This is a genomic window from Streptomyces cahuitamycinicus (genome assembly GCF_002891435.1).
Taxonomy (GTDB): domain Bacteria; phylum Actinomycetota; class Actinomycetes; order Streptomycetales; family Streptomycetaceae; genus Streptomyces; species Streptomyces cahuitamycinicus.
In genome coordinates, this window is sequence record NZ_POUC01000005.1 from 19783 (window position 1) to 43333 (window position 23551).

17 protein-coding genes are annotated in these 23551 nt (G+C 68.0%); 11 read left to right on the forward strand and 6 right to left on the reverse strand.

The window, feature by feature from the left end; all coding sequences use genetic code 11:
• Window positions 1-73: 73 nt before the first annotated feature.
• On the reverse strand, window positions 74-1609 hold the full coding sequence (locus C1J00_RS01450) for a glycosyltransferase family 87 protein (RefSeq protein WP_102907196.1): 1536 nt from the start codon (window positions 1607-1609) through the stop codon (window positions 74-76).
• A 127-nt stretch (window positions 1610-1736) separates the two neighbouring features.
• Window positions 1737-4007, reverse strand: coding sequence for a transglycosylase domain-containing protein (locus tag C1J00_RS01455; RefSeq protein WP_102907225.1), 2271 nt, complete (start codon window positions 4005-4007; stop codon window positions 1737-1739).
• A 786-nt stretch (window positions 4008-4793) separates the two neighbouring features.
• Between C1J00_RS01455 and C1J00_RS01460 the strand changes: the two genes are divergently transcribed.
• The 4 genes from C1J00_RS01460 to C1J00_RS01475 all read left to right on the forward strand — a co-directional run bounded on the left by C1J00_RS01460 (window position 4794) and on the right by C1J00_RS01475 (window position 8576).
• Window positions 4794-5477, forward strand: a complete 684-nt coding sequence (locus C1J00_RS01460; RefSeq protein ID WP_102907197.1) for a PadR family transcriptional regulator — start codon at window positions 4794-4796, stop codon at window positions 5475-5477.
• 44 nt (window positions 5478-5521) lie between these two features.
• Complete coding sequence (locus tag C1J00_RS01465; RefSeq protein WP_102907198.1) at window positions 5522-6604, forward strand: inositol-3-phosphate synthase; 1083 nt, start codon at window positions 5522-5524, stop codon at window positions 6602-6604.
• Window positions 6605-6691: 87 nt separating this feature from the next.
• Window positions 6692-7951, forward strand: a complete 1260-nt coding sequence (locus tag C1J00_RS01470) for an MFS transporter (RefSeq protein WP_102907199.1) — start codon at window positions 6692-6694, stop codon at window positions 7949-7951.
• Between the two features lie 118 nt (window positions 7952-8069).
• Window positions 8070-8576, forward strand: a complete 507-nt coding sequence (locus tag C1J00_RS01475) for an LppU/SCO3897 family protein (RefSeq protein ID WP_102907200.1) — start codon at window positions 8070-8072, stop codon at window positions 8574-8576.
• 118 nt (window positions 8577-8694) lie between these two features.
• Here C1J00_RS01475 and C1J00_RS01480 read toward each other — a convergent pair whose 3' ends face one another.
• Window positions 8695-10140, reverse strand: coding sequence for a CCA tRNA nucleotidyltransferase (locus C1J00_RS01480; RefSeq protein ID WP_102907201.1), 1446 nt, complete (start codon window positions 10138-10140; stop codon window positions 8695-8697).
• Between the two features lie 266 nt (window positions 10141-10406).
• Here C1J00_RS01480 and C1J00_RS01485 point away from each other — a divergent pair, with 266 nt between their 5' ends.
• The 7 genes from C1J00_RS01485 to trxA all read left to right on the forward strand — a co-directional run bounded on the left by C1J00_RS01485 (window position 10407) and on the right by trxA (window position 20204).
• A complete protein-coding gene (locus C1J00_RS01485; protein WP_102907202.1) occupies window positions 10407-12812 on the forward strand; it encodes a DUF6049 family protein in 2406 nt (801 codons plus the stop codon).
• Window positions 12813-12855: 43 nt separating this feature from the next.
• Entirely contained in the window at window positions 12856-15150 is a 2295-nt protein-coding gene (murJ, locus tag C1J00_RS01490) for a murein biosynthesis integral membrane protein MurJ (protein WP_102907203.1), read from the forward strand.
• Window positions 15151-15290: 140 nt separating this feature from the next.
• Window positions 15291-16988, forward strand: a complete 1698-nt coding sequence (locus C1J00_RS01495) for a protein kinase family protein (RefSeq protein WP_102907204.1) — start codon at window positions 15291-15293, stop codon at window positions 16986-16988.
• A gap of 27 nt (window positions 16989-17015) precedes the next feature.
• Window positions 17016-17735: an RNA polymerase sigma factor SigM gene (sigM, locus tag C1J00_RS01500; protein WP_102907205.1), complete on the forward strand. Its 720-nt coding sequence runs from the start codon at window positions 17016-17018 to the stop codon at window positions 17733-17735.
• Window positions 17732-18670, forward strand: coding sequence for an anti-sigma factor family protein (locus C1J00_RS01505; protein WP_102907206.1), 939 nt, complete (start codon window positions 17732-17734; stop codon window positions 18668-18670). The genes sigM and C1J00_RS01505 overlap by 4 nt, the downstream gene beginning before the upstream one ends.
• A gap of 189 nt (window positions 18671-18859) precedes the next feature.
• Window positions 18860-19828, forward strand: coding sequence for a thioredoxin-disulfide reductase (gene trxB / locus C1J00_RS01510; RefSeq protein ID WP_102907207.1), 969 nt, complete (start codon window positions 18860-18862; stop codon window positions 19826-19828).
• A gap of 43 nt (window positions 19829-19871) precedes the next feature.
• Window positions 19872-20204, forward strand: a complete 333-nt coding sequence (trxA, locus tag C1J00_RS01515) for a thioredoxin (protein WP_030847066.1) — start codon at window positions 19872-19874, stop codon at window positions 20202-20204.
• A 109-nt stretch (window positions 20205-20313) separates the two neighbouring features.
• On the opposite strand, the gene C1J00_RS01520 is transcribed toward trxA, so the two are convergent.
• From C1J00_RS01520 to C1J00_RS01530, 3 genes are all read right to left on the reverse strand, one after another.
• Window positions 20314-20931, reverse strand: a complete 618-nt coding sequence (locus C1J00_RS01520; RefSeq protein ID WP_102907208.1) for a GNAT family N-acetyltransferase — start codon at window positions 20929-20931, stop codon at window positions 20314-20316.
• Window positions 20932-21254: 323 nt separating this feature from the next.
• Window positions 21255-22355, reverse strand: coding sequence for a ParB/RepB/Spo0J family partition protein (locus C1J00_RS01525; protein WP_102907209.1), 1101 nt, complete (start codon window positions 22353-22355; stop codon window positions 21255-21257).
• Window positions 22352-23428 (reverse strand): ParA family protein, encoded by a 1077-nt coding sequence (locus C1J00_RS01530; protein ID WP_102907226.1) that lies wholly within the window; start codon window positions 23426-23428, stop codon window positions 22352-22354. Before C1J00_RS01530 ends, C1J00_RS01525 begins: the two co-directional genes overlap by 4 nt.
• Window positions 23429-23551 lie beyond the last annotated feature (123 nt).

Here is a 23551-nt window from a genome sequence, read left to right on the forward strand (position 1 = left end):
CCGACACCGACCCTCGCAGCGCAGCATGAAGGCCGTACACGGCGACCCGTGTACGGCCTTCGGCGCATCCCGGCTACGGCATTCCGCCCCGTTCGCTCAGAGCGAACCCCCCCGTGGCGCCCGGTTTTCCCCACTCGACCCGTGCCCCTTCGTACTGGGCGGTCACGTGCGGTCGTGGGCGGGCGGCCGGGCCGAGAACGAAGACGTCTTCGGCGCCGTCGAGCACCCCGCCCGAGGGATCGTCGTCACCGGACCGCCGCACAGGATCCCGCTCCGGCAGGAAGATGTCGCGCACCACCATCACACACAGGTACAGCGTCCCCAACAGATGCAGAGCGATGGCCCAGTGGTACCCGTCCGTGGGCAGCCCCTTGTGAGCGTCTCCGCTGGTCGTGTACGCGAGGTACAGCCAGATCCCCAGGAAGTACGCCACCTCGCAGGTCTGCCAGATCAGGTAGTCCCGCCACTTCGGCCGGGCGAGGGCGGCCAGCGGGACCAGCCACAGGACGTACTGCGGCGAGTAGACCTTGTTGGTGAGGATGAACGCCGCGACGATCAGGAAGGCGAGCTGGGCGAACCGTGGGCGGCGCGGGGCGGTCAGTGCGAGCGCCGCGACAGCGGCACAGCATGCCAGCATCAGCAGTGTGGCCAGTGTGTTGACCGTGTCGGTGCTGAGCGGGTCGTCCGAGTTCTGGGCCATGATCAGCCAGAAGGAGCCGAAGTCGACGCCCCGTTCCTGGCTGAACGTGTAGAACTTCGACCAGCCCTCGAACGCGAAGAGCATCACCGGCCCGTTCACGACGACCCAGGCGGCGGCCGCGCCCCCCAGAGCCGTCCCGAAAGCGCGCCACCTGCCCGCGCGCCAGCACAGCACCATCAGCGGTCCGAGGAGCAGGAACGGGTAGAGCTTGGCGGCTGTGGCGAGCCCCAGCAGCACGCCGAAGGCGAGGGGGCGGCCACGTGACCACATCAGCATCGCCGCGGCCGTCAGAGCGACCGCGAGCAGGTCCCAGTTGATGGTCGCCGTCAGCGCGGCGGCGGGCGCCAGGGCGACCAGCAGGCCGTCCCAGGGACGCCTGACGTGGGTACGGGTCACGCAGACGGCGATGACCGCCGCACACACCATGAGCATTCCGGCGTTGACCATCCAGTACCACTGCTCCTGGTGCTGGATGGTGCCGCTGCCGGGCGTGAGCCAGGAGGCGACCTCCATGAAGACACCGGTGAGCACCGGGTACTCCAGGTACTGCATGTCGCCGGGAAGCCTGTCGAAGTACGGCACGAGCCCGTCGGCGAATCCGCGCCCCTGATAGAGGTGCGGGATGTCCGAGTAGCACGCATGCGTGTACTGGGAGCTGGCGCCGAAGAACCAGGCACCGTTGTAGCAGGGCGCCTTCTGGACCAGTCCGAGGGCGAACATGCCGATCGCCACCAACGCGATCACCCGCACGGGGGTCCACCAGGACGCCCCGAGCAGGGCACGCCGCCCGAGCGGGCCGCCGATCAGCTCGCTGCCGGCCGCGGCGACCTCGTCCTCCTTGGTCGGCCGCACCGGGTCCGGCTCATGGACGCTCGCTTGCGTCGATTCTGCACTGGGCATGCCGCACATCCTGCCGTACGTGCCTGGGAATACGCCGAGGGCCGCCGTACCCCAGAGGGACGGCGGCCCTTGTTTCACGTGAAACACCCTCGCGTTTCACGTGAAACACCCAAGCCGGGCGGTCTGTCAGCGGCGGCTATCCCTCGGGGCCTCCGAAGATGCCTCCGTTGCCGTTGCCTCTGCTGTTGCCGCCATCCAGATTCGTATCGGTTGGCGTGGGCTCGGGGGAAACTCCTCCGTCTGTGCCCCCGTTGGCAGTGCCGCCGTTCTCCGCGCCCCCGTCGTCCTCACAGCCGAAGAACCCGCAGGTGTCGCTCGGCGACGGAGACGGGGGCGTGCTCTCGCTGGGCGTCGGGCTCGGCGACTCGGTGACCGTCTCGCTGGGCTCCACGCTGGGGGTCGGGGTCGGCGTCGGAGCCCCCACCGCGTCCTGGATCTCGCCGATCTTCTCGGCGTCCGGGAAGCCGAGATCGGGCTTGCCCTTCAACGCGGCCTTCATGTACTCGGTCCACACCTGCGTGGGAGTGTCACCGCCGTGGATCGACTCCTCACCCGCCGTGCCGTTCATGGAGAGCAGCTTGGCGCTCTTGGGGTCCTCGCGGAACATCGCGACCGAGGTCGAGAGCTGCTGGGTGTAGCCGACGAACCAGGCCGACTTGTTCTCGTCGGTGGTACCGGTCTTGCCGGCCGCCGTGCGGCCCAGGGCCAGCGCGTTCTTACCCGTACCGTTCTGGATGACGTTCTCCAGAACGTTTGTGACGTTGTTGGCCACCTTCTCGGGCATCGCCTGCGTGATGCGCGGCGGCTTGAAGCCTTCGACTTTCTCACCGTTGAACTTGACGCTGGTCACCGAGTACGGCGCGGCCTGCTTGCCCGCCGCGGCGAACGTCGCGTAGGCGTCGGCCATACGAATCGCACTGGGAGTCGAGGTACCGAGCGCGAACGACGGGTTGAGCGTGGCGAAGCTGGCGTCCAGGATGCCGGACTTCTCGGCCACGTCCCGCACGTTCCTCATCCCCACATCCATGCCGAGCTGCACGAACGGGGTGTTGACCGACTGCTCCATCGCCTTGTGCAGGGAGATGTAGCCCCAGGGATGGTCGCTCTCGTTCTCCTGGAAGAACGGCGTGTTGTCCTTCTTCAGGACGTAGGAGCCGTCGTTGTTCCTGACCTTGAGATGGTCGTTGCCGTTGTACTTGCTCAGCGGCGAGACCCCGACTCCGTCGCTCCGATAAGTCCCGTGCTCCATCGCGGCGGCGAGCACGAACGGCTTCCACGTCGAACCGACCGGGACACCCGAGGTGTCCGCGTTGTTGTTGAAGTGGCCCTTCTCGTACCCGGCACCACCGTAGAGCGCGACGATCGCGCCGTCCTTGGGCTTCACCGACGCCGCGCCGAACTGGACGTGCTTGTCCAGCTCACGCTTCTCCGGGTCCAGCTTTTCCTTCTCGACCTTCTTCACGGCCTTGGCCAGCGCCTCGACCTTGTCCTTGTCGAAGGTCGTCTTGATCTGGTAGCCGCCCTGGTCGAACTTCTTCTCCGTGATATTGGAGTGGTTCAGGACGTACTTCTTGGCCGTGTCCGCCAGGTACCCGATCTGGCCGGTCATGCCCTTGGTCGCCTTCCGGCCCTGAAGCTTGGGGAAGTTCTTGATCGCGTCCTGGTACTGCTGGTCCGTGATCCTCTTGTCGTTGTGCATCTGCTCGAGGATCCAGCTCCAACGGGCCTTGGCACGCTTGGTGTTGGCCTTCTGGGTCGCCGAGGAGTCAATGCCCTCGTTGCCCGCCGGGTCGTAGTAGGTCGGGCCCTTGAGCAGAGCGGCGAGGAAGGCGCACTCGTTCGGCTTGAGGTTCTTCGCTTCCTTGCCGAAGTAGGTCTGCGCGGCGGCCTGGATGCCGTAGGCGCCACGGCCGTAGTACGAGGTGTTCAGGTAGCCCTGAAGGATCACCGGCTTGGAGACCTTCGTGCCCACCTTGATCGAGATGAACATCTCCTTGAACTTGCGAGTGAGCGACTGTTCCTGGCTCAGGTAGGTGTTCTTGACGAACTGCTGGGTGATCGTCGAACCACCCTGCGTGTCACCGCCCCGCGCCATGTTGGCCAGGGCCCGGGCGATGCCCGCGGGGTCGACTCCCCTGTCCTGATAGAAGGTCTTGTTCTCGGCCGAGATCACCGCCCACTGCATGGCCTTCGGGATCCGGTCAATGGTGACGTTCTGGCGGTTCTGACCACTGCCCGCCGCGACCATCTGGGAGCCGTCCTCCCAGTAGTAGACGTTGTTCTGCGACAGGGCCGCCGCGTTCTCCTCGTTGGGGACGCCCACCATGGCGTAGCCGATGCCCGCCACGGCCACCAGGCTGCCGAAGAAGCCGATGCACAGTCCGGAGACGAGCTTCCAGGACGGCATCCAGCGCTGCCAGCCGTACTTGCCTGCGCGCGGATAGTCGATCAGCCGGTTCTTGTCCGGGACGGCGGCCACGCGGCCTCTGCCCCGGCCGGGCCCGTTCGGGCCGCCAGGACCGGCACGCCGGCCGCCTTGGGTCGGTTCGGCCGCTCTCCGGCGGCCGCCACCCGTACTTCTCTGCGCCGCACGGCGGGCCTCGGCACGGCCGCCGTACTGACGTTCCTCACCCCCGGAGTCGTAGGAGTCCGACCCATAGGAGTCGGACGGAGACCCGGTGGCGCCTCGCGGTGCCGCGCGGCGGCCGGAGGACGAGCCGGACTGGCCGCGTCGGGCCGCGGCACGTCCGCCTCCCTGCGGCTGCGGCGGTTTGCGACGGTGCTCGCTCATCGAACGACTACTCCTCGGGCAGGCGCACTCTTGCGCGCCTGGAAACGGCGGCTAGTTTCCGGTCCCCCCGAAGTACGGATGCGGTCGGCTCCGCATTCATCGGTCCCGCAGGCACCCGTACTACACCGAAGACGACGACGCTCTCAGGCGTCACTCGGTTCCCGGTGATGTGCATGGCGCACAGACTACGCACCGCCAAAACGTGCCGAGCCCCGAAGTTCACCTCAAATCAGGCAACTCGCGTCCGACGAATCGGTGATGTGACCCCGTTCACCCGACCCCCCCTTGTCGCATCCGGATGGCCGTTCTATCGTCGTGATGTATCGGTTCGATACATCAGCTCGACACATCGGCCCGACACATCGGACTGATACATGCGCACCGCGGCGAGAGGAGGCGACGATGAGCCGGCGTTCCGGGATCCTCGAGTTCGCCGTACTCGGCCTGCTCCGCGAATCTCCGATGCACGGCTATGAGCTGCGCAAACGGCTCAACACGTCGTTGGGCGTGTTCCGTGCGTTCAGCTACGGGACGCTCTACCCCTGCCTCAAGACGCTGGTCGCCAACGGCTGGTTGATCGAGGAAACGGGGAACACCACCGAGGACGCCCTCGCCGCCCCCCTCGCTGGGCGCCGCGCCAAGATCGTCTACCGGTTGACGGCGGAGGGTAAGGAGCACTTCGAGCAGCTGCTCTCGCAGACCGGGCCCGACGCGTACGAGGACGAAACCTTCGCAGCCCGTTTCGCCTTCTTCGGGCAAACCTCACGCGATGTCCGCATGCGCGTACTGGAGGGCCGCCGCAGCCGGCTGGAGGAGCGGCTCGAGAAGATGAGCGCTTCCCTGGCCCGCACCCGGGAGCGCCTCGACGATTACACGCTCGAGCTCCAGCGCCACGGGATGGAGTCCGTGGAGCGCGAGGTGCGCTGGCTGAACGAGCTCATCGAGAGCGAGCGGGCGGGGCGGGACCTCAAAGGTCCGGCCAGCGGGGAGCCCGCTTCGCGTGACACCACATCTGGAGCGTCGGGCGACCTGCCCCGGCCGGGGGGCGACCCCCGGCCGGATTCGCCCGACGACACCGCCACGTGAGAGCCCACTCAGGGCCTCACTCGTACACACAGGGAGCAACCGGAATGGGTTCGGTTCGCGTAGCCATCGTCGGTGTGGGCAACTGCGCCGCATCGCTGGTACAGGGAGTCGAGTACTACAAGGACGCCGACCCGGCGTCCAAGGTGCCGGGCCTGATGCACGTCAAGTTCGGCGACTACCACGTCAGCGACGTCGAGTTCGTCGCCGCGTTCGACGTGGACGCCAAGAAGGTCGGTCTCGACCTGGCGGACGCCATCGGCGCCTCCGAGAACAACACCATCAAGATCTGTGACGTACCCAGCACCGGTGTGACGGTCCAGCGCGGCCACACCCTCGACGGCCTCGGCAAGTACTACCGCGAGACCATCGAGGAGGCCGCCGAGGAGCCGGTCGACGTCGTCCAGGTCCTCAAGGACCAGCAGGTCGACGTCCTCGTCTGCTACCTGCCCGTCGGCTCCGAGGACGCGGCGAAGTTCTACGCCCAGTGCGCCATCGACGCCAAGGTCGCCTTCGTCAACGCCCTTCCGGTCTTCATCGCCGGCACCAAGGAGTGGGCGGACAAGTTCACCGAGGCGGGCGTCCCGATCGTCGGCGACGACATCAAGTCCCAGGTGGGCGCCACCATCACGCACCGCGTGATGGCGAAGCTGTTCGAGGACCGGGGCGTCGTCCTGGACCGCACGATGCAGCTGAACGTCGGCGGCAACATGGACTTCAAGAACATGCTCGAGCGCGACCGCCTCGAGTCGAAGAAGATCTCGAAGACGCAGGCCGTCACCTCTCAGATCCGCGACCGCGAGCTGGGCGAGGGCAACGTGCACATCGGCCCGTCCGACTACGTCGCCTGGCTGGACGACCGCAAGTGGGCCTATGTCCGCCTCGAGGGCCGTGCCTTCGGTGACGTCCCGCTGAACCTGGAGTACAAGCTGGAGGTCTGGGACTCCCCGAACTCCGCCGGCGTCATCATCGACGCCCTGCGCGCCGCCAAGATCGCCAAGGACCGCGGCATCGGCGGTCCGATCCTGTCGGCGTCGAGCTACTTCATGAAGTCCCCGCCCGTGCAGTACTTCGACGACGAGGCCCGCGAGAACGTCGAGAAGTTCATCAAGGGTGAGGTCGAGCGCTGACGCGCCAAACACTCGCTCCTGCCAGGGCTGTGAGGGTCCCCGGGTCGTACGACCCGGGGACCCTCCCCGTATGTGAGGCTGTGCCGCATGGCCGTCGTCCGTGACCTGCGCGTTCTGTTGCGCTTCCAGGGCTTCCGGCGCCTGCTCGCCGTACGTCTGCTCTCCCAGAGCGCCGACGGCGTCTACCAGGTCGCGCTCGCCGCGTACGTGGTCTTCTCACCGGAGAAGCAGACCTCGGCGGCCGCGGTCGCCTCCGCGATGGCGGTGCTGCTGCTTCCGTACTCCCTCGTCGGCCCCTTCGCCGGTGTCCTGCTGGACCGCTGGCGGCGCCGCCAGGTCCTGCTGTTCGGCAGCCTGTTGCGCGCCCTGCTGGCGTCCGCGACGGCCCTGCTGATCCTCAGCCCGGCTCCGGACTGGCTTTTCTACGTCTCCGCCCTGTGCGTCACCGCGGTCAACCGCTTCGTCCTGTCGGGCCTGTCCGCCGCCCTGCCGCGCGTGGTCGACACCGACCGCCTGGTCATCGCCAACTCCCTCTCCCCGACGGCCGGAACACTGGCGGCGATCGCGGGCGGCGGCCTCGCCTTCGTCGTGCGCCTGGTGGCGGACTCGGACGCCGCTGTGGTGCTCGCGGGAGCGGGACTGTACCTGTGCGCCGCCCTGGCATCGCTGAGCATGGCGCGGGAACTCCTCGGCCCCGAACGGCCCCTGGCGCGCGAGCGGATCGGGACGGCTGTCACGAGCACCGCCCGTGACCTGGCAGCGGGCGTACGCCATCTGGCCGCTCCACAGCGACGGGAGGCCGCCTGGGCTCTCGTGGCGATGTCGCTGATGCGGTTCTGCTACGGCGCCCTGCTGGTCATGCTGCTGATGCTGTGCCGGTACGCCCTCACCTCGACCGCGGACGACGGACTCGCTCTGCTGGGACTGGCGTTGGGCGTCTCCGGTGCCGGGTTCTTCGCGGCGGCCGTGGTGACGCCCTGGACCGCGGGGCGGTTCGGGCCCGGCCGCTGGATCGTCGTGTGCGCCGGTGCCGCGGCGCTGCTGGAACCCGCTCTCGGGCTGCCGTTCGCCACAGCCCCGCTGCTGGCCGCGGCCTTCGTCCTGGGGCTGACCACACAGGGCGCGAAGATCGCCACGGACACCATCGTCCAGTCCTCCGTCGAGGACGGCTTCCGTGGCCGGATCTTCTCGGTCTACGACGTCCTCTTCAACGTTTCCTTTGTCGGCGCTGCCGCCGTGGCCGCCCTGATGCTGCCGCCGGACGGCAGATCCGTGCCGCTCGTGATCACGATCGCCGTTACCTACGCGGCAGTAGCTGTGGCCATGGCCCGGTTTGGCCGCCAGTAAGTGTCACATCAATGACACAGAGCCACTTCCGGCTACTGCGTTGTCAGTGGGACTGCCACCTTACGTGGGCCCTTCTCTGACATGTTCGCGTCACTCGCCCTGTTCCAGGGGACCCCAAGTGACTACTCCGCCGCCCCAGAGCAATCCATTCGCGCAGGGGCAGCCTGCCGCTGCACCTCAGACTCCGTTCCCGCCCCAGGGCGGTTACCCGCAGCAGCCCGGGCAGCCCGGCTTCCCGCCCCAGGGCGCCGGTCCGTATGCTCCGGTTCCCCCGCAGCCGTCCGGCGGCAAGCTCAGCTTCAAGACGATGAAGAACATCGTCATCGCCGTGGCGGGCGTGGCCATCGGCGGTTACTTAGCCAGCCGGGACGACGCCAACACGGCCGCTGTCGGCGACTGCATGCACCGCGGCAGCACCAGCGACAACAACCCGGACCTCGAAGTCGTCAAGTGCGACGACGCCAAAGCCCAGTTCAAGGTGCTGGCCAAGATCGAGGGCTCGTGCCTCACGCAGACGCCGGCCTCCAGCAAGTGCGAAGCCGCGGCCAAGGACTTCCAGTACGCGCACACCGAGAGCGGAGACGGCAAGGACTTCCTGCTCTGCCTGAAGGACTACAAGAAGTAGGCGGATACGGCGAGGGGCGGTGTTTCACGTGAAACACCGCCCCTCGGTCTGTCTTCAGCAGGCCGCATGACTCCGGCGGGGTCATGTTTCACGTGAAACATGACCCCGTTTCACAACCTCAGCTCTCCTGTCCGGCCCACCACTCTCTGAGCGCGGCGACCGCAGCGTCCTGCTCCATCGGCCCGTTCTCCAGGCGCAGCTCCAGCATGTGCTGGTAGGCGCGGCCGATGACCGGGCCGGGGCCGACACCGAGGATCTCCATGATTTGGTTGCCGTCGAGGTCCGGGCGGATCGAATCCAGCTCCTCCTGCTCCTCCAGCTTGGCGATCCGCTCCTCCAGCCCGTCGTACGCACGCGACAGGGCCGCCGCCTTGCGCTTGTTGCGGGTCGTGCAGTCGGAGCGGGTCAGCTTGTGGAGGCGGTCGAGGAGGGGGCCGGCGTCACGGACGTAACGACGGACCGCCGAGTCCGTCCACTCGCCCGTGCCGTAGCCGTGGAAGCGCAGGTGGAGTTCGACCAGACGTGAGACGTCCTTCACCAGCTCGTTGGAGTACTTCAGAGCCGTCATGCGCTTCCTGGTCATCTTGGCGCCGACCACCTCGTGGTGGTGGAACGAGACCCGGCCGTCCTTCTCGAAGCGGCGCGTGCGCGGCTTGCCGATGTCATGCAGCAGGGCAGCCAGGCGGAGGGTGAGGTCAGGACCGTCCTCCTCCAGCGCCATCGCCTGCTCCAGGACGATCAGCGTGTGGTCGTAGACGTCCTTGTGGCGGTGGTGCTCGTCACGCTCCAGGCGCAGTGCCGGCAGCTCGGGCACAACGCGTTCGGCGAGTCCCGTTTCGACGAGCAGTGTGAGGCCCTTGCGCGGCTGCTGGGAAAGGATCAACTTGTTCAGCTCGTCCCGCACCCGCTCGGCCGAGACGATCTCGATGCGTTCGTCCATCTCCGTCATCGCCGTGACGACCTCGGGGGCGACCTCGAAGTCGAGCTGAGCCGCGAAGCGCGCAGCCCTCATCATCCGCAGCGGGTCGTCAGAGAACGATTCCTCAGGCGTGCCGGGCGTGCGCAGTACACGGGCCGCGAGATCCTCGAGCCCGCCGTGCGGGTCGATGAACTCCTTCTCCGGCAGCGCCACCGCCATGGCGTTCACCGTGAAGTCACGGCGGACGAGGTCCTCCTCGATGGAGTCGCCGTACGACACCTCAGGCTTGCGCGAGGTGCGGTCGTAGGCCTCCGAGCGGTAGGTGGTCACCTCGATCTGGTAGCCGCCCTTGTGGGCGCCCACCGTGCCGAACGCGATCCCGACCTCCCAGACGGCGTCAGCCCACGGGCGCACGATCTTGAGGACGTCCTCGGGACGGGCATCGGTGGTGAAGTCCAGGTCGTTGCCGAGCCGGCCCAGCAGCGCGTCCCGTACCGAGCCGCCGACGAGGGCGAGTGAGAACCCCGACTCCTGAAAGCGGCGGGCAAGGTCGTCGGCCACAGGAGCGACCCGCAGCAGTTCACTCACCGCGCGGTGCTGCACCTGGCTCAGGGCACTGGACTTTTCTTCGTTGGCGTTCGGCACAACAGAAGAGGGTACGTGGCCCGGGCCAACGCGGGCTCCTCCTATTCCGCACACCCAAGGATGGGGACACGTCCGTTATAGGCTCACAAGCCAAGCTCTTGAGCCGTAAAGACCTGCTCCCCACCATAGGGCCGCATACCGGACCGCATGGTGTCGGCCCGCGATCTTGTGGAGCGGACCGCGGCACTTCCCCTCAGCGCGCATCGTTACCATGCCTGGACGCACATTCCGACGACCACTGACGACGACGAGGGACGGACGAGCGCGTGGCCGAGGCGGCAGACTTTCAGGGGACCAGTGCCTCACCTGCCCGCCGCTGGCTGCGGCGCACCGGGGCACTGCTCGCCGGTGCGCCCCTGCTGGCCGGCCTCCTCCAGTTGCCCGCCGCCACGCCGGCGGACGCGGCCGGACAGGAGTTCCCGCAGGCTGCCTCCAGCGCGGGCTCGGTGTCGGTGGCGGTCGACTCGCTCAGCCCCAGCGCCCCCTCGGAGGGGGACACGGTCACCGTGTCGGGCACGGTGACCAACAACGGGAAGCAGACGGTCACAGGCGCTCACGTCGACCTGCATGTGGGACCCCCTCTCGAAACCCGCTCGGCGATCGACACCCTCGCCAAGAAGAGCGACGACCTCCAGGGACCTTCCGGCGAGAAGGTCGGCGGCAAGTACACCGAGAAGTTCTCCACGCTCACCCCCGGCGTCGCGGAGCCCTTCAGCATTTCCGTACCGGCCGACAAGCTGGATCTCGCAGGCGACGGCGTCTACCAGCTGGCCGTCTCGCTGTCCGGAAAGAGCTCGGCGCGGCCCTGGGACCAGGTTCTCGGCATCCAGCGCACGTTCCTGCCGTGGCAGCCGGAGGAGGCAGGCACCAGGACGAAGACCACCTTCCTGTGGCCGCTGGTCTCCAGTGCCCACATGGCGGCCGAGACGGGCTCGAACGAGCAGCAGACACCGGTCTTCCGTGACGACGAGCTCGCCGAGGAGATCGCCCCCGGCGGCCGCCTCGACCAGATGGTCTCGCTGGGCAAGGGCCTCGATGTCACGTGGGTGGTCGACCCGGACCTGCTGGCATCCGTCGACGCGATGACGCGGAGCTACCAGGTCCGCGGCGCGGACGGCGCCCCCACCCCCGGCAAGAACCAGGAGATCGCCAAGCACTGGCTGGCCGAACTCCAGCAGGCGGTCACGGGCGAAGAAGTGGCCGCCCTGCCGTTCGGCGACCCCGACCTGGCCTCCCTCGCCCACAACGGCACGAACGTCACCGGCTCGCTGAGCCACCTCAAGGAGGCCACCGACGTCGCCGCCGAGACGGTGGACACCATCCTCCACGTGAAGCCGTCCACGGACTTCGCTTGGCCGGTGGACGGTGGAGTCGACCCATCGATCGTGAAGGTCGCCACATCCGCGGGCGCCGACAAGGTGATCACCCGAAGCGACAGCCTCCAGGACAACCTGTCGTACACACCCTCCGCGGCCCGGCCCATCGGCGGTGGCACGACAGCGGTCGTCGCGGACTCCCGGATGTCCACCGCGTTCCACGGCGACCTCACCAAGGCCTCCGCCTCCACGCTCGCCGTGCAACGTTTCCTGGCCCAGAGCCTCACCCTCGGCCTGCAGACCGGCAAGCAGCGCAGCGTCGTCGTCGCCCCCCAACGCATGCCGTCCGTGAGCCAGGCTCAGGCCATGGCCGAAGCGCTGGCGGCCCTCCAGGGCGGGAACTGGTCCGAGTCGCAGGACCTGCCGGCCGCCGCCAAGGCCAAGCCGGACCCTGCTGCCAACACGAAGGTGCCGCCGGCCTCCGCGTACCCCTCCTCGCTGCGCAAGCAGGAGCTGCCGCGGGCGGCCTTCGAGCAGATCGCCAGGACCCAGGGCAAGCTCGACAAGTTCAAGGTGATCCTCACCCGGCAGTCCCGGGTGGTGACCCCCTTCGGGCGGGCCATGAACCGGGAGATGTCCACGTCGTGGCGCGGCCGGGGCGTCGCGGCGGTCGGATACCGCGATGGCATCGAGTCGTACCTCAACGGGCTCATCGACGGGGTCAAGCTGATCCAGAAGTCGGAGACCAAGCTCTCCGGCCGCAGCGCCACGATCCCGGTGACCGTCCAGAACAACCTCGTCCAAGGCGTCGAGCACCTGCAACTGCGGCTCACGTCCAAGAACCCCACGCGCCTCAAGATCGGCGGAGACGCCTACGAGGAGCAGCCCGTCACCGTCAACGGCGGCCACGCCCAGTCGGTGAAGTTCACCACGTCGGCCAACGCCAACGGCCAGGCGGAAGTCGTCGCCCAGCTGTACACGGAGGACGGTCAGAAGTACGGCGCCCCCGTCACCTTCGACGTGAGGGTCACCGAGGTCACTCCCACGGTGATGCTGGTCATCGGCGGTGGCGTCCTGCTCCTCGTCCTCGCGGGCTTCCGGATGTACACGCAGCGCAAGCGCGCAGCCGCCCGTGAGGCGGCCGAGGACGAAACGGCCGAGGCGGACGACGAGATCGACGGCCCGCAGAGCCAGGTCGACACTCCGCAGAACCCGGAGGCCTCCGGCACACGTCTTGAGCAGGAGACCGAGGCCGGCTCCCGGGCGGACAGCCCGGAGCAGCCGAGTGACCCGGCCCCGGACACCGCAGCGGAAAGCGCCGACCCGTCCGGCACGGGTGAGAGAGTGGACCGTTGAGAAGTCGTGGCCGGTGGGCCCGGGACGATGAGGTGGGGTAACCATGAACGCGCCGTACGACGGTGACCGCGGCGGTGCCGCGGGCAGCCCGGGCTACCCCGATGCGGGCGGGCCCGAGGATTCAACGCCCGAGCACGGCCCGGTGCAGCCGCAATCGCCCGCGGACATGTACCTCCAGGACGCCTACGGCCAGGACCCCTACCGGGCCCAGGACCTCTCCGCCCAGGACCCCGTCGGCGAGGCGCTGTACGACCGCGCCGCGCACCCGCCGCCCGCTCCCGGCACGTACCAGCCGCAGCAACAGCTGTACGGCCAGCCGCCGCAGTCGCCGTACGCGCCCGACCCTCAGGTGTGGGCACAGACGCCCGCGCCGGAGCCGGAGGGCGTAACGCGGCATCTGCCGTACGGCGACGACCCCCGGACCACCCAGTTCGTGGGCGTGGACGACCTCGTCTCCCAGGCGGGTGAGCCGCGCCAGGAGCCGGATGCCTTCGCGCATCTCTTCCGGGACCAGCAGCAGAGCAGCGGCCACCCGTCGTACGAGACGCCGTCGGTGCCCGGCCCGTCCCCGGCTCCGGGGCAAATGGCACAGGGCCCGTACGCACCCCAGGACCAGTACGCGGCACCCGGCCGGACCGCGACGGCACCGCCCCTCACGGACGAGGAGCAGGCGCCCGAGCCCGCCGCCTCGTCCGCCCGGAAGAAGAGCGGCCGCGCCGCAGGCCTGATGAAGTCCAGCGCCGTGATGGCGGCGGGCACGATGGTCTCCCGCCTCACCGGCTTCATCCGCTCGGCGCTGATCGTGTCCGCTCTGGGCGTGGGCCTCCTCGGTGACACCTTCCAGGTCGCCTACCAGCTGCCGACGATGATCTACATCCTCACCGTCGGCGGTGGCCTCAACTCCGTCTTCGTGCCGCAGCTCGTACGCGCCATGAAGGAGGACGACGACGGCGGCGAGGCCTACGCCAACCGCCTGCTCACCCTGGTCATCGTGACGCTCGGCACACTCACCGCCCTCTCGGTCCTCGGCGCGCCGCTCCTGATCCGTGTGCTGTCCGACCCGGTGGCCAGCGACCCGGCCGCGAACCAGGTCGCCGTCACCTTCGCCCAGTACTTCCTGCCCACGATCTTCTTCATGGGTATCCACGTGGTGATGGGCCAGATCCTCAACGCACGCGGCAAGTTCGGCGCGATGATGTGGACCCCGGTCCTGAACAACATCGTCATCATCGTGACGCTGGGCATGTTCATCTACGTCTACGGCACCGCGGCCGACTCCGGGATGAAGGCCACGACCATCCCGCCGGAGGGCCAGCGCCTGCTGGGCATCGGCGTACTGCTCGGCCTCGTGGTCCAGGCGCTGGCGATGATCCCCTACCTCCGCGAGACCGGTTTCCGGCTGCGGCTGCGCTTCGACTGGAAGGGCCAGGGCCTCGGCAAGGCCGTCACGCTGGCCAAGTGGACGGTCCTTTTCGTCCTCGCCAACCAGGCGGGCGCCATGATCGTCATCCAGCTGTCAACCGCCGCCGGCAAGGCCTCACCGGTCGACGGCACCGGCTTCGCCGCCTACGCCAACGCACAGCTGATCTGGGGTCTGCCGCAGGCCATCATCACGGTCTCCCTCATGGCCGCACTGCTGCCACGCCTGTCACGCTCGGCGGTCGAGGGCGACGGGGGCGCCGTCCGTGACGACATCTCCCAGGGCCTGCGCACCACGGCGGTCGCGATCGTGCCGATCGCGTTCGGGTTCCTGTCCCTCGGCATCCCGATGTGCACGCTGATGTTCGGCTCCTCGGGCACCAGTGAGGCCACCAACATGGGCTTCATGCTGATGGCGTTCGGGCTCGGTCTGATCCCGTACTCGGTGCAGTACGTGGTCCTGCGTGCCTTCTACGCCTACGAGGACACCCGAACTCCCTTCTACAACACGGTCATCGTGGCCGCGGTCAACGCGGGCGCCTCGGCGATCTGCTACTTCGTCATCCCGTCCCGCTGGGCCGTGGTCGGTATGGCCGCCTCATACGGCCTGGCCTACTCGATCGGCGTCGGCGTCGCCTGGCGCCGGCTGCGCAAGCGCCTCGGCGGGGACCTCGACGGCGCCCGCGTCCTGCGGACTTACGCCCGGCTGTGCATCGCGTCGGTCCCGGCCGCCCTGCTCAGTGGCGCGGCCTGCTACGGCATCGGACATTCCCTCGGCCAGGGCCCCGCGGGCTCGCTCGCCGCGGTCCTGGCAGGCGGCGCGGTCCTGCTCGGGATCTTCTTCGTCGCCGCCCGGCGCATGCGCATCGAGGAACTGAACTCGCTGGTCGGCATGGTCCGCGGACGGCTGGGTCGCTGAGTCGGGGGGTAGGCGCACAACCATCGTCAGCCACCGCGTGTCGTGCATAGCGGCGGACTGTGGGCACAATTGGTTTCGGCTTCGGACGGCGCGCAATGGATGCCGGCCGGCGCGCAATGGATGGGGAGGCAGGAACGACGGTGGCGGAACGGAGTACGGCTGCCGTCGACGTGGCAGACAACAGCGACGACACGTCGCTGACCGCACAGGCGGACCAGTCCACGGCCGACGGGGTGGCCAAGAACCGGGAGCGGGACACGGACAGCGACGAGGCACAGGAGAGCACCCGGACCGACGGTGCCGGAACGACCTCGCCGCCCGAACTGCACAGTGGTCACAAACTCGCCAGACGCTATCGCCTCGAGGAGTGCGTCACCCGTCTGGACGGTTTCAGCAGTTGGCGTGCCGTGGACGAGAAGCTCCGCCGCGCCGTCGGCGTGCACATCCTGCCCGCCGACCACTCGCGCGCCCGCTCCGTCCTGGCGGCCGCCCGCTCCTCCGCTCTCCTGGGCGACCCCCGCTTCGTCCAGGTGCTGGACGCGGTGGAGGAGAACAATGTCGTCTACGTCGTCCACGAGTGGCTTCCCGACGCGACGGAACTGACCACGCTCCTCGCCTCCGGGCCCCTGGAACCCTATGACGCCTACCAGATGGTCAGTCAGGTCTCCTCCGCCATGGCCGCAGCCCATCGTGAGGGCCTCGCCCACCTGCGGCTGAACCCCAACGCCGTACTGCGCGCCTCGACCGGCCAGTGGCGTATCCGCGGCCTCGCCGTGAACGCCGCCCTGCGCGGCGTCGCGTCCGACACTCCGCAGCGCACCGACACCGAGGCCATCGGCGCCCTGCTGTACGCGGCGCTCACCCAGCGCTGGCCGTACGAGAGCGACGCCTACGGTCTGTCGGGCCTGCCGAAGGACATCGGCCTGATCGCGCCCGACCAGGTGCGGGCCGGCGTGCACCGCGGTCTGTCCGAGCTGTCGATGCGCGCGCTCGCCAACGACGGTGCCACCGCCTCTCGGCACGAGTCGCCGTGCACCACGCCTGAGGAGTTGGTGAAGGCGATCGGCGAGATGCCCCGCATCCGTCCGCCGGAGCCGGCGTTCACCGCCCCGCCCGAGTACCAGCGCACGACGTATCAGCAGGGCACCTACGGCCGTCAGTCCCCGCGCCCCGGCGTCACCCAGCCGATCCCGTCCCCGCCGCCTCCGCTCCAGAGCCGCACGGGCAAGGCCCTGAAATGGGCCGTCTCCGCACTCCTGATCGCCGCGCTGGGCCTCGGCAGCTGGCAGCTGGCGGACGCGCTGATGGACCAGGGCGGCAAGAACGAGGACCCGGGCCAGACGCAGACGAACGACGGGAACGACAAGAGCCCGAAGAAGCCGACCGGCGGCAAGCCCATCGCCATCAGTGGTGCCCGCGACTTCGATCCTCTCGGGGATCAGACGGAGAAGCCGTCGGCCATAGGGAAGGTCTACGACAACAGCACGGCCACCTATTGGCAGACGGATTTCTACCTGAGCGCGGACTTCGGCCGTCTGAAGTCGGGCGTCGGCATCATCCTCGACCTCGGCAAGACCCAGCAGGTAGGGAAGGTGACCGTCACATTCGTGGGGGACACCTCGGTCGAGCTTCGGAGCGCGAGCCCCGACGCGGGCTCGGAGCCGACGTCCCTCGACTCCTACTCCGAGGTCGCCCAAGGTTCGGGAACGACCGTCCAGCTCAAGCCCGACAAGTCCCTCAAGAGCCGGTATCTCCTGGTGTGGCTGACGAAACTGCCCATACAGCCCGACGACGGCAAGTGGCGCGGCAGGGTGGCGGACATCAAGGTGACCAGCTGACGGCATCTGCCTCGAGGAAGGAGGCCGATGGCAGACGGCACTGACGGAGTGAGCGATCAGGATTTGCTCGCCCGCCACGTCGAAGGCGACCCCGATGCCTTCGGTGAGATCGTGCGGCGGCATCGCGACCGGCTCTGGGCCGTCGCCCTGCGGACGCTCGGCGACCGCGAGGAAGCCGCTGACGCCGTGCAGGACGCCCTCGTGTCCGCATACCGGGCCGCCCACACCTTCCGGGGCCAGTCGGCCGTCACAACGTGGCTGCACAGGATCACGGTGAACGCCTGTCTGGACCGCGCCCGCAAGGCGGCTTCCCGGAAGACCTCTCCCGTCGACGACACCGAGCGCCTGGAGCAGCTGCTGGAGCCGCACGAGTCGGCCTCGGCTCCTGCCGAGCGCAATGATCTCCACCGGCAGCTCATCGAAGCCCTGGGAACCCTGCCGACCGACCAGCGTGCCGCGCTCGTCCTGGTGGACATGCAGGGCTACCCGGTCGCCGAGGCAGCCCGCATCCTCGACGTGCCCACCGGCACGGTGAAGAGCAGATGTGCACGCGGAAGAGCCAGACTCCTACCGCTGCTCACCCATCTACGGCAGGACGGCGGCGGTGAGGGCAAGAACCCGGACGGGGAACGGAACCGGACGCAGAGCCCGGCCGTCCCACCCGCAGCGGGCCCGCCCCGAGCGGGATCTACGGACACAGGACCGAGCGGCTCAGCTGCAGTGAAGGGCGGAGGTGGACGAGCGTGACGTCGACGACAGACATGGCCGGGCACCCGGACGTCGCGGAGATCTCCGACCTCGCCGAGGGACTCCTCCCGCCGGACCGGACCACCGACCTGCGCCGCCACCTGGACGAGTGCGAGCTCTGCGCGGATGTGTACGCCTCCGTGGAGGAGATCCGCGGCCTGCTCGGCACACTGCCGGGACCGCCCCGTATGCCCGCCGACGTCGCGGGCCGCATCGACGCCGCTCTCGCCGCCGAGGCACTACTGAACGCCAGCGGTCCGGAGTCCTCGGAGAGCCCGGAGCCGGAGAGCGCTCCCGGTTCCGGCGCTGCCGGTGCCCCGTCCGATGACGACAGCGGTGTGAGTGTTTCACGTGAAACATCGACGCCTGCCGACCGGCCCACCGGCCGTCCCCGCTCTTCCACCACCGGCCCTGGCCGCAAGGACCGCACGCGCATCGGGCGCCGCAGGATCGCCGTCCTGGGGACCGTCTTCACGGTGGCAGCCCTGGGACTGGGCTCCGTCCTGCTGTCCTCACTCGGAGACAACAAGCCGCCCCATGACACGGCTGGCGAACGGCAGACCACCGCCACGGACACCTTCTCCGAAGGAAAGCTGCAGAAGCAGGTCACCGATCTCCTGTCCGAGAACAAGACCAAGGGCGGCGGCTCCCGCACCCCCTTCGGCGCAGCGACGGCCCCCGGCACCAACCAGCCCAGGGTCTTCAAGGAAGCCGTAGTTCCCGGCTGCGTCCGCGACGGCATCGGACGCGACGATGCGGCCCTGGCCACCGAGAACGGCACCTATCAAGGGAAGAAGGCCATGCTCGTGCTGCTTCCCGATGCCTCCGACGCCACTCGGGTCACCGCCTACATCGTCGACGCGACCTGTGTGGACCAAGCGGCGTCCACTGCAGCCGGCAAGGTGCTCTTGGAGCGCACGTACCCGTCCGCCTGAGCGAACGCTCCTTCTTCCCCCTGCGGATCCGCCCGCAGCCTCACCACACGGCCGCCACAGGGTGCCGGTTCTCCGTGTGCCCGGACACAGCGGGAATGCGCGCCCCTTAGGATCCGTTGGGTGGGGTGAGAGTTCCGAAAGAAGCTCCCACCGGTCGAACGACGCAGTCCAGAGACGAGGAATCCAGCCGTGAGCGACGTCCGAAACGTGATCATCATCGGCTCCGGGCCCGCCGGCTACACGGCGGCCCTCTACACCGCGCGCGCGTCGCTGAAGCCGCTGGTGTTCGAGGGTGCCGTCACCGCCGGTGGTGCGCTCATGAACACCACGGACGTCGAGAACTTCCCGGGCTTCCGGGACGGCATCATGGGCCCTGACCTCATGGACAACATGCGCGCCCAGGCGGAGCGCTTCGGCGCCGAACTCATCCCGGACGACATCGTGGCTGTTGATCTGAGCGGTGAGATCAAGACCGTCACGGACACGGCCGGCACCGTCCACCAGGCCAAGGCCGTCATCGTCACCACCGGCTCGCAGCACCGCAAGTTGGGTCTGCCGAACGAGGACGCCCTCTCCGGCCGTGGTGTGTCGTGGTGCGCCACCTGTGACGGGTTCTTCTTCAAGGACCAGGACATCGCCGTGATCGGCGGTGGTGACACCGCGATGGAGGAGGCCACCTTCCTCTCGCGGTTCGCCAAGTCCGTGACCGTCGTCCACCGTCGCGACACCCTGCGCGCCTCCAAGGCCATGCAGGAGCGCGCCTTCGCCGACCCAAAGATCAACTTCGTGTGGGACAGCGAGGTCGCCGAGATCCAGGGTGGCCCGAAGCTCTCGGGTCTGAAGCTGCGCAATCTCAAGACCGGTGAGATCTCGGACCTGCCGGTGACCGGCCTGTTCATCGCCATCGGCCACGACCCGCGCACCGAGCTCTTCAAGGGCCAGCTCGACCTGGACGAAGAGGGCTACCTGAAGGTGGAAGCGCCGTCGACGCGCACGAACCTGACCGGCGTCTTCGCCGCCGGTGATGTGGTCGACCACACCTACCGTCAGGCGATCACCGCGGCCGGGACCGGCTGCTCCGCAGCTCTCGACGCCGAGCGCTACCTCGCCGCCCTGGCGGACGAGGAGCAGCCCGAGCCCGAGAAGACCTCTGTCTGACCTCTCCCTACCCGCCCCACGCACAACCAATAAGGAGCCCTCCGTGGCCGGCACCCTGAAGAACGTGACCGACGACTCCTTCGAGCAGGACGTCCTGAAGAGCGATAAGCCTGTTCTGGTGGACTTCTGGGCCGCCTGGTGCGGTCCTTGCCGCCAGATCGCGCCGTCCCTGGAGGCGATCGCCTCCGAATACGGCGACAAGATCGAGATCGTCAAGCTGAACATCGACGAGAACCCGGGTACGGCCGCCAAGTACGGCGTCATGTCCATCCCGACCCTGAACGTCTACCAGGGTGGCGAGGTCGCCAAGACCATCGTGGGCGCGAAGCCGAAGGCAGCGATCGTCCGCGACCTCGAAGAGTTCATCGCCGAGTGATTCGGCTGTACCGTCGCTCCGGCGGTGCATGTTTCACGTGAAACACGAGTGGGCCAACCCGGAAGGGATGGCCCACTCGTTTGGCTGAGCGGTCGCAAAGGGGCTGCTTCTACAGCGGTCGCAAGGCCGGCTCCTTCTGCACGGCACCCAGAAGCCGGTCCAGCGCCATCTCGACGTCTTCCTTCCAGGAGAGCGTCGACCTGAGTTCCAGCCTCAGCCGGGGATGGACGGGGTGCTGGCGGACCGTCTTGAAGCCCACCGCCAGGAGGTGATCGGCGGGCAGCACACAGGCGGGTTCCTTCCAGCGCGCATCTCCGAAGGCCTCGATCGCCTTGAACCCTCGCCGCAGCAGATCCTTGGCCACCGTCTGCACCATCACCCGGCCCAGTCCCTGCCCTTGATAGCCCGGCACGATGAACGCGGTGATCAGCTGTACCGCATCAGGTGAGACAGGACTCGTGGGAAACGCCGTGGAACGAGGGACATAGGCAGGCGGGGCGTAGAGGACGAAGCCCACCGGCACGTCGTCGACGTACACGACCCGTCCGCAGGATCCCCAGTCCAGCAGAACCGCCGAGATCCAGGCCTCCTTCTCCGGAGCCGCTGTGTCCGCCTTTACCGCGGCCTCACCGCTGACTGGGTCGAGTTCCCAGAAGACACACGAGCGACAACGCTTGGGCAAGTCCTGGAGGTTGTCCAGCGTGAGCGGTACGAGCCGGCGGCCCATGAAGGCTGTTCCTCGCTTCCTTCGCCCGCCGCCGCGTCGCGGGCGGCTGTCAGAGCGCTCCGTTCCCTGAGGAGACTGCCGATGAACCCACCGACCGCTCCCAGCCCCAAACCGGTGCTCACCAGTCCGGTGCGGCTCATGCTTCGCATGGCCCCTGCCTTCTCTCAGAGGTGTTGCCAAGTGGTTGCGCCGTGCCCGAACGCATCGTATCGACGTTGCGATTCCATCGATACCGCCAGAAAGGAAAGAGCGGGCCACGTTCCGGCACACACCGGACACGGCCCGCTCTCCCTCCTGCACAGCAGATGCTCCTTGCCGGAGGCTCAGGACTCGCTCGCCTCGGAGTCGCCCTCCAGCAGACTCTTCTGAAGGACCGGCCCTTCGCCAGGAGCGAATGAGCCAAGGATCCGCTCAAGATCCTCCATCGAGGCGAACTCGACGGTGATCTTGCCCTTCTTCTGCCCCAGGTCGACCTTCACGCGTGTCTCAAAGCGGTCGGACAGCCGCGTGGCAAGGTCGGACAGCGCAGGAGAGACCCGCGCACCGGCACGCGGGCCCTTGGGCTTCTGAGCCTTCTGAGGCCGCGACCCCATCAGGGTCACGATCTCCTCGACGGCTCGCACCGAGAGGCCTTCGGCGACGATGCGGTGGGCCAGCCGATCCTGCTCCTCCGAATCCTCGACAGAGATCAGCGCCCTGGCGTGGCCTGCTGAGAGCACCCCGGCGGCCACCCGCCGCTGCACGGCCGGCGAGAGCTTCAGCAGACGCAGGGTGTTGGACACCTGCGGCCGGGACCGGCCGATGCGGTCCGCCAGCTGGTCATGCGTGCAGCTGAAGTCCCTCAGCAATTGGTCGTAGGCGGCTGCCTCTTCCAGGGGATTCAGCTGGGCGCGGTGCAGGTTCTCGAGCAGAGCGTCCAGGAGGAGCTTCTCGTCCTCCGTGGCCCGCACGATCGCCGGGATCGCCTCCAGACCCGCCTCGCGGCAGGCGCGCCAGCGACGCTCACCCATGATGAGCTCATAGCGGGCGGGGCCCACCTGCCGTACGACGACCGGCTGAAGAAGCCCCACTTCCTTGATGGAGGTGATGAGCTCGTGCAGCGCGTCCTCGTCGAATACCTCACGGGGCTGACGAGGGTTCGGCGTAATGGAGTCGAGAGGGATCTCGGCAAAGTGCGCACCGACGGGCGCCGCAGGCGCGGCGGGAGCCGTCGGCTGCACCGGCTCCTCTGTTTCACGTGAAACAGTCGGAAGAGTCGCTACCTTCGCCGCGGCCACCCCACGATCGTTCGGCAGGGCAGGTACTGCCGCAGGGGATGCGGAAACAGCGTTCCCCGCCGCAGCCTGAGCCACCGACTTCTCCGTCGGCGCAGCAGGGATCAGTGCGCCGAGACCACGGCCCAACCCCCTTCGTCGCTCGCTCACTGAATGCCCTCCACCATGCTCGGGTCGTTCTGCTGTACGCCGATATGGGCGTGCGTCGCGTCATAGCTGATGCCGACGCCCTTCAGCGCGATCTCTCGTGCCGCCTCAAGGTAGGAGAGGGCACCACTCGATCCAGGATCGTAAGTCAGTACCGTCTGCCCATAACTCGGCGCCTCCGAGATACGGACAGAGCGGGGGATGCTCGTGCGCAGTACCTCGTCACCGAAGTGGGTGCGCACCTCTTCCGCGACCTGGGACGCGAGCCGCGTCCGGCCGTCATACATGGTGAGCAGGATGGTCGACACATGAAGGGCGGGGTTGAGGTGCCCCCGCACCAGGTCGACGTTGCGTAGCAGCTGCCCGAGCCCTTCCAACGCGTAGTACTCGCATTGGATGGGGATCAGCACTTCCTGTCCCGCCACCAACGCATTGACCGTCAGGAGACCGAGGGAGGGCGGGCAGTCGATGAGGATGTAGTCCAAAGGCTGCTCGTACGCCTGGATCGCACGCTGCAGCCGGCTCTCCCGTGCCACCAGAGACACCAACTCGATCTCCGCACCGGCGAGATCGATCGTGGCGGGGGCGCAGAAGAGGCCCTCGACGTCGGGGACCGGCTGGACCACCTCGGAGAGCGGCCTGCTGTCGACCAAGACGTCATAGATGGACGGCACTTCGGCGTGGTGGTCGATGCCCAGCGCGGTGGACGCATTGCCTTGAGGGTCAAGGTCGACCACCAGGACCCGACCACCGTGCAGCGCCAGGGATGCGGCAAGGTTGACGGTCGTCGTTGTCTTGCCTACACCGCCCTTCTGATTGGCGACCACCATGATCCGGGTCTGCTCGGGCCGTGGCAGGCCCTCGTCGGCACGGCCCAGAGCCTCCACCGCCAGTTGGGCAGCACGACCGATGGGAGTGTCGTCCATCGGAGGCGGCGTTTCACGTGAAACATCCGCCCCCATCGACTCGGTACGGGGACCGGGGACCGGATCGGTCATCGGTCCCGCGATGTTGGCGTCGGACCGCACGGATTCACTCTCCTCGACTTCAGGCTCGCAATGAACAGAGCCTCCCATGTCTTCGGGGTCGTGAACCAGTGAGGCCTGGCGTTCTGTGGAGAAATCCACCTCTGTGGATACCTCAGGTGCCTCATCGAGTGAACCTAGAGGCTTTCGGTCGCGGGGTTCGGCCGCAGCGCG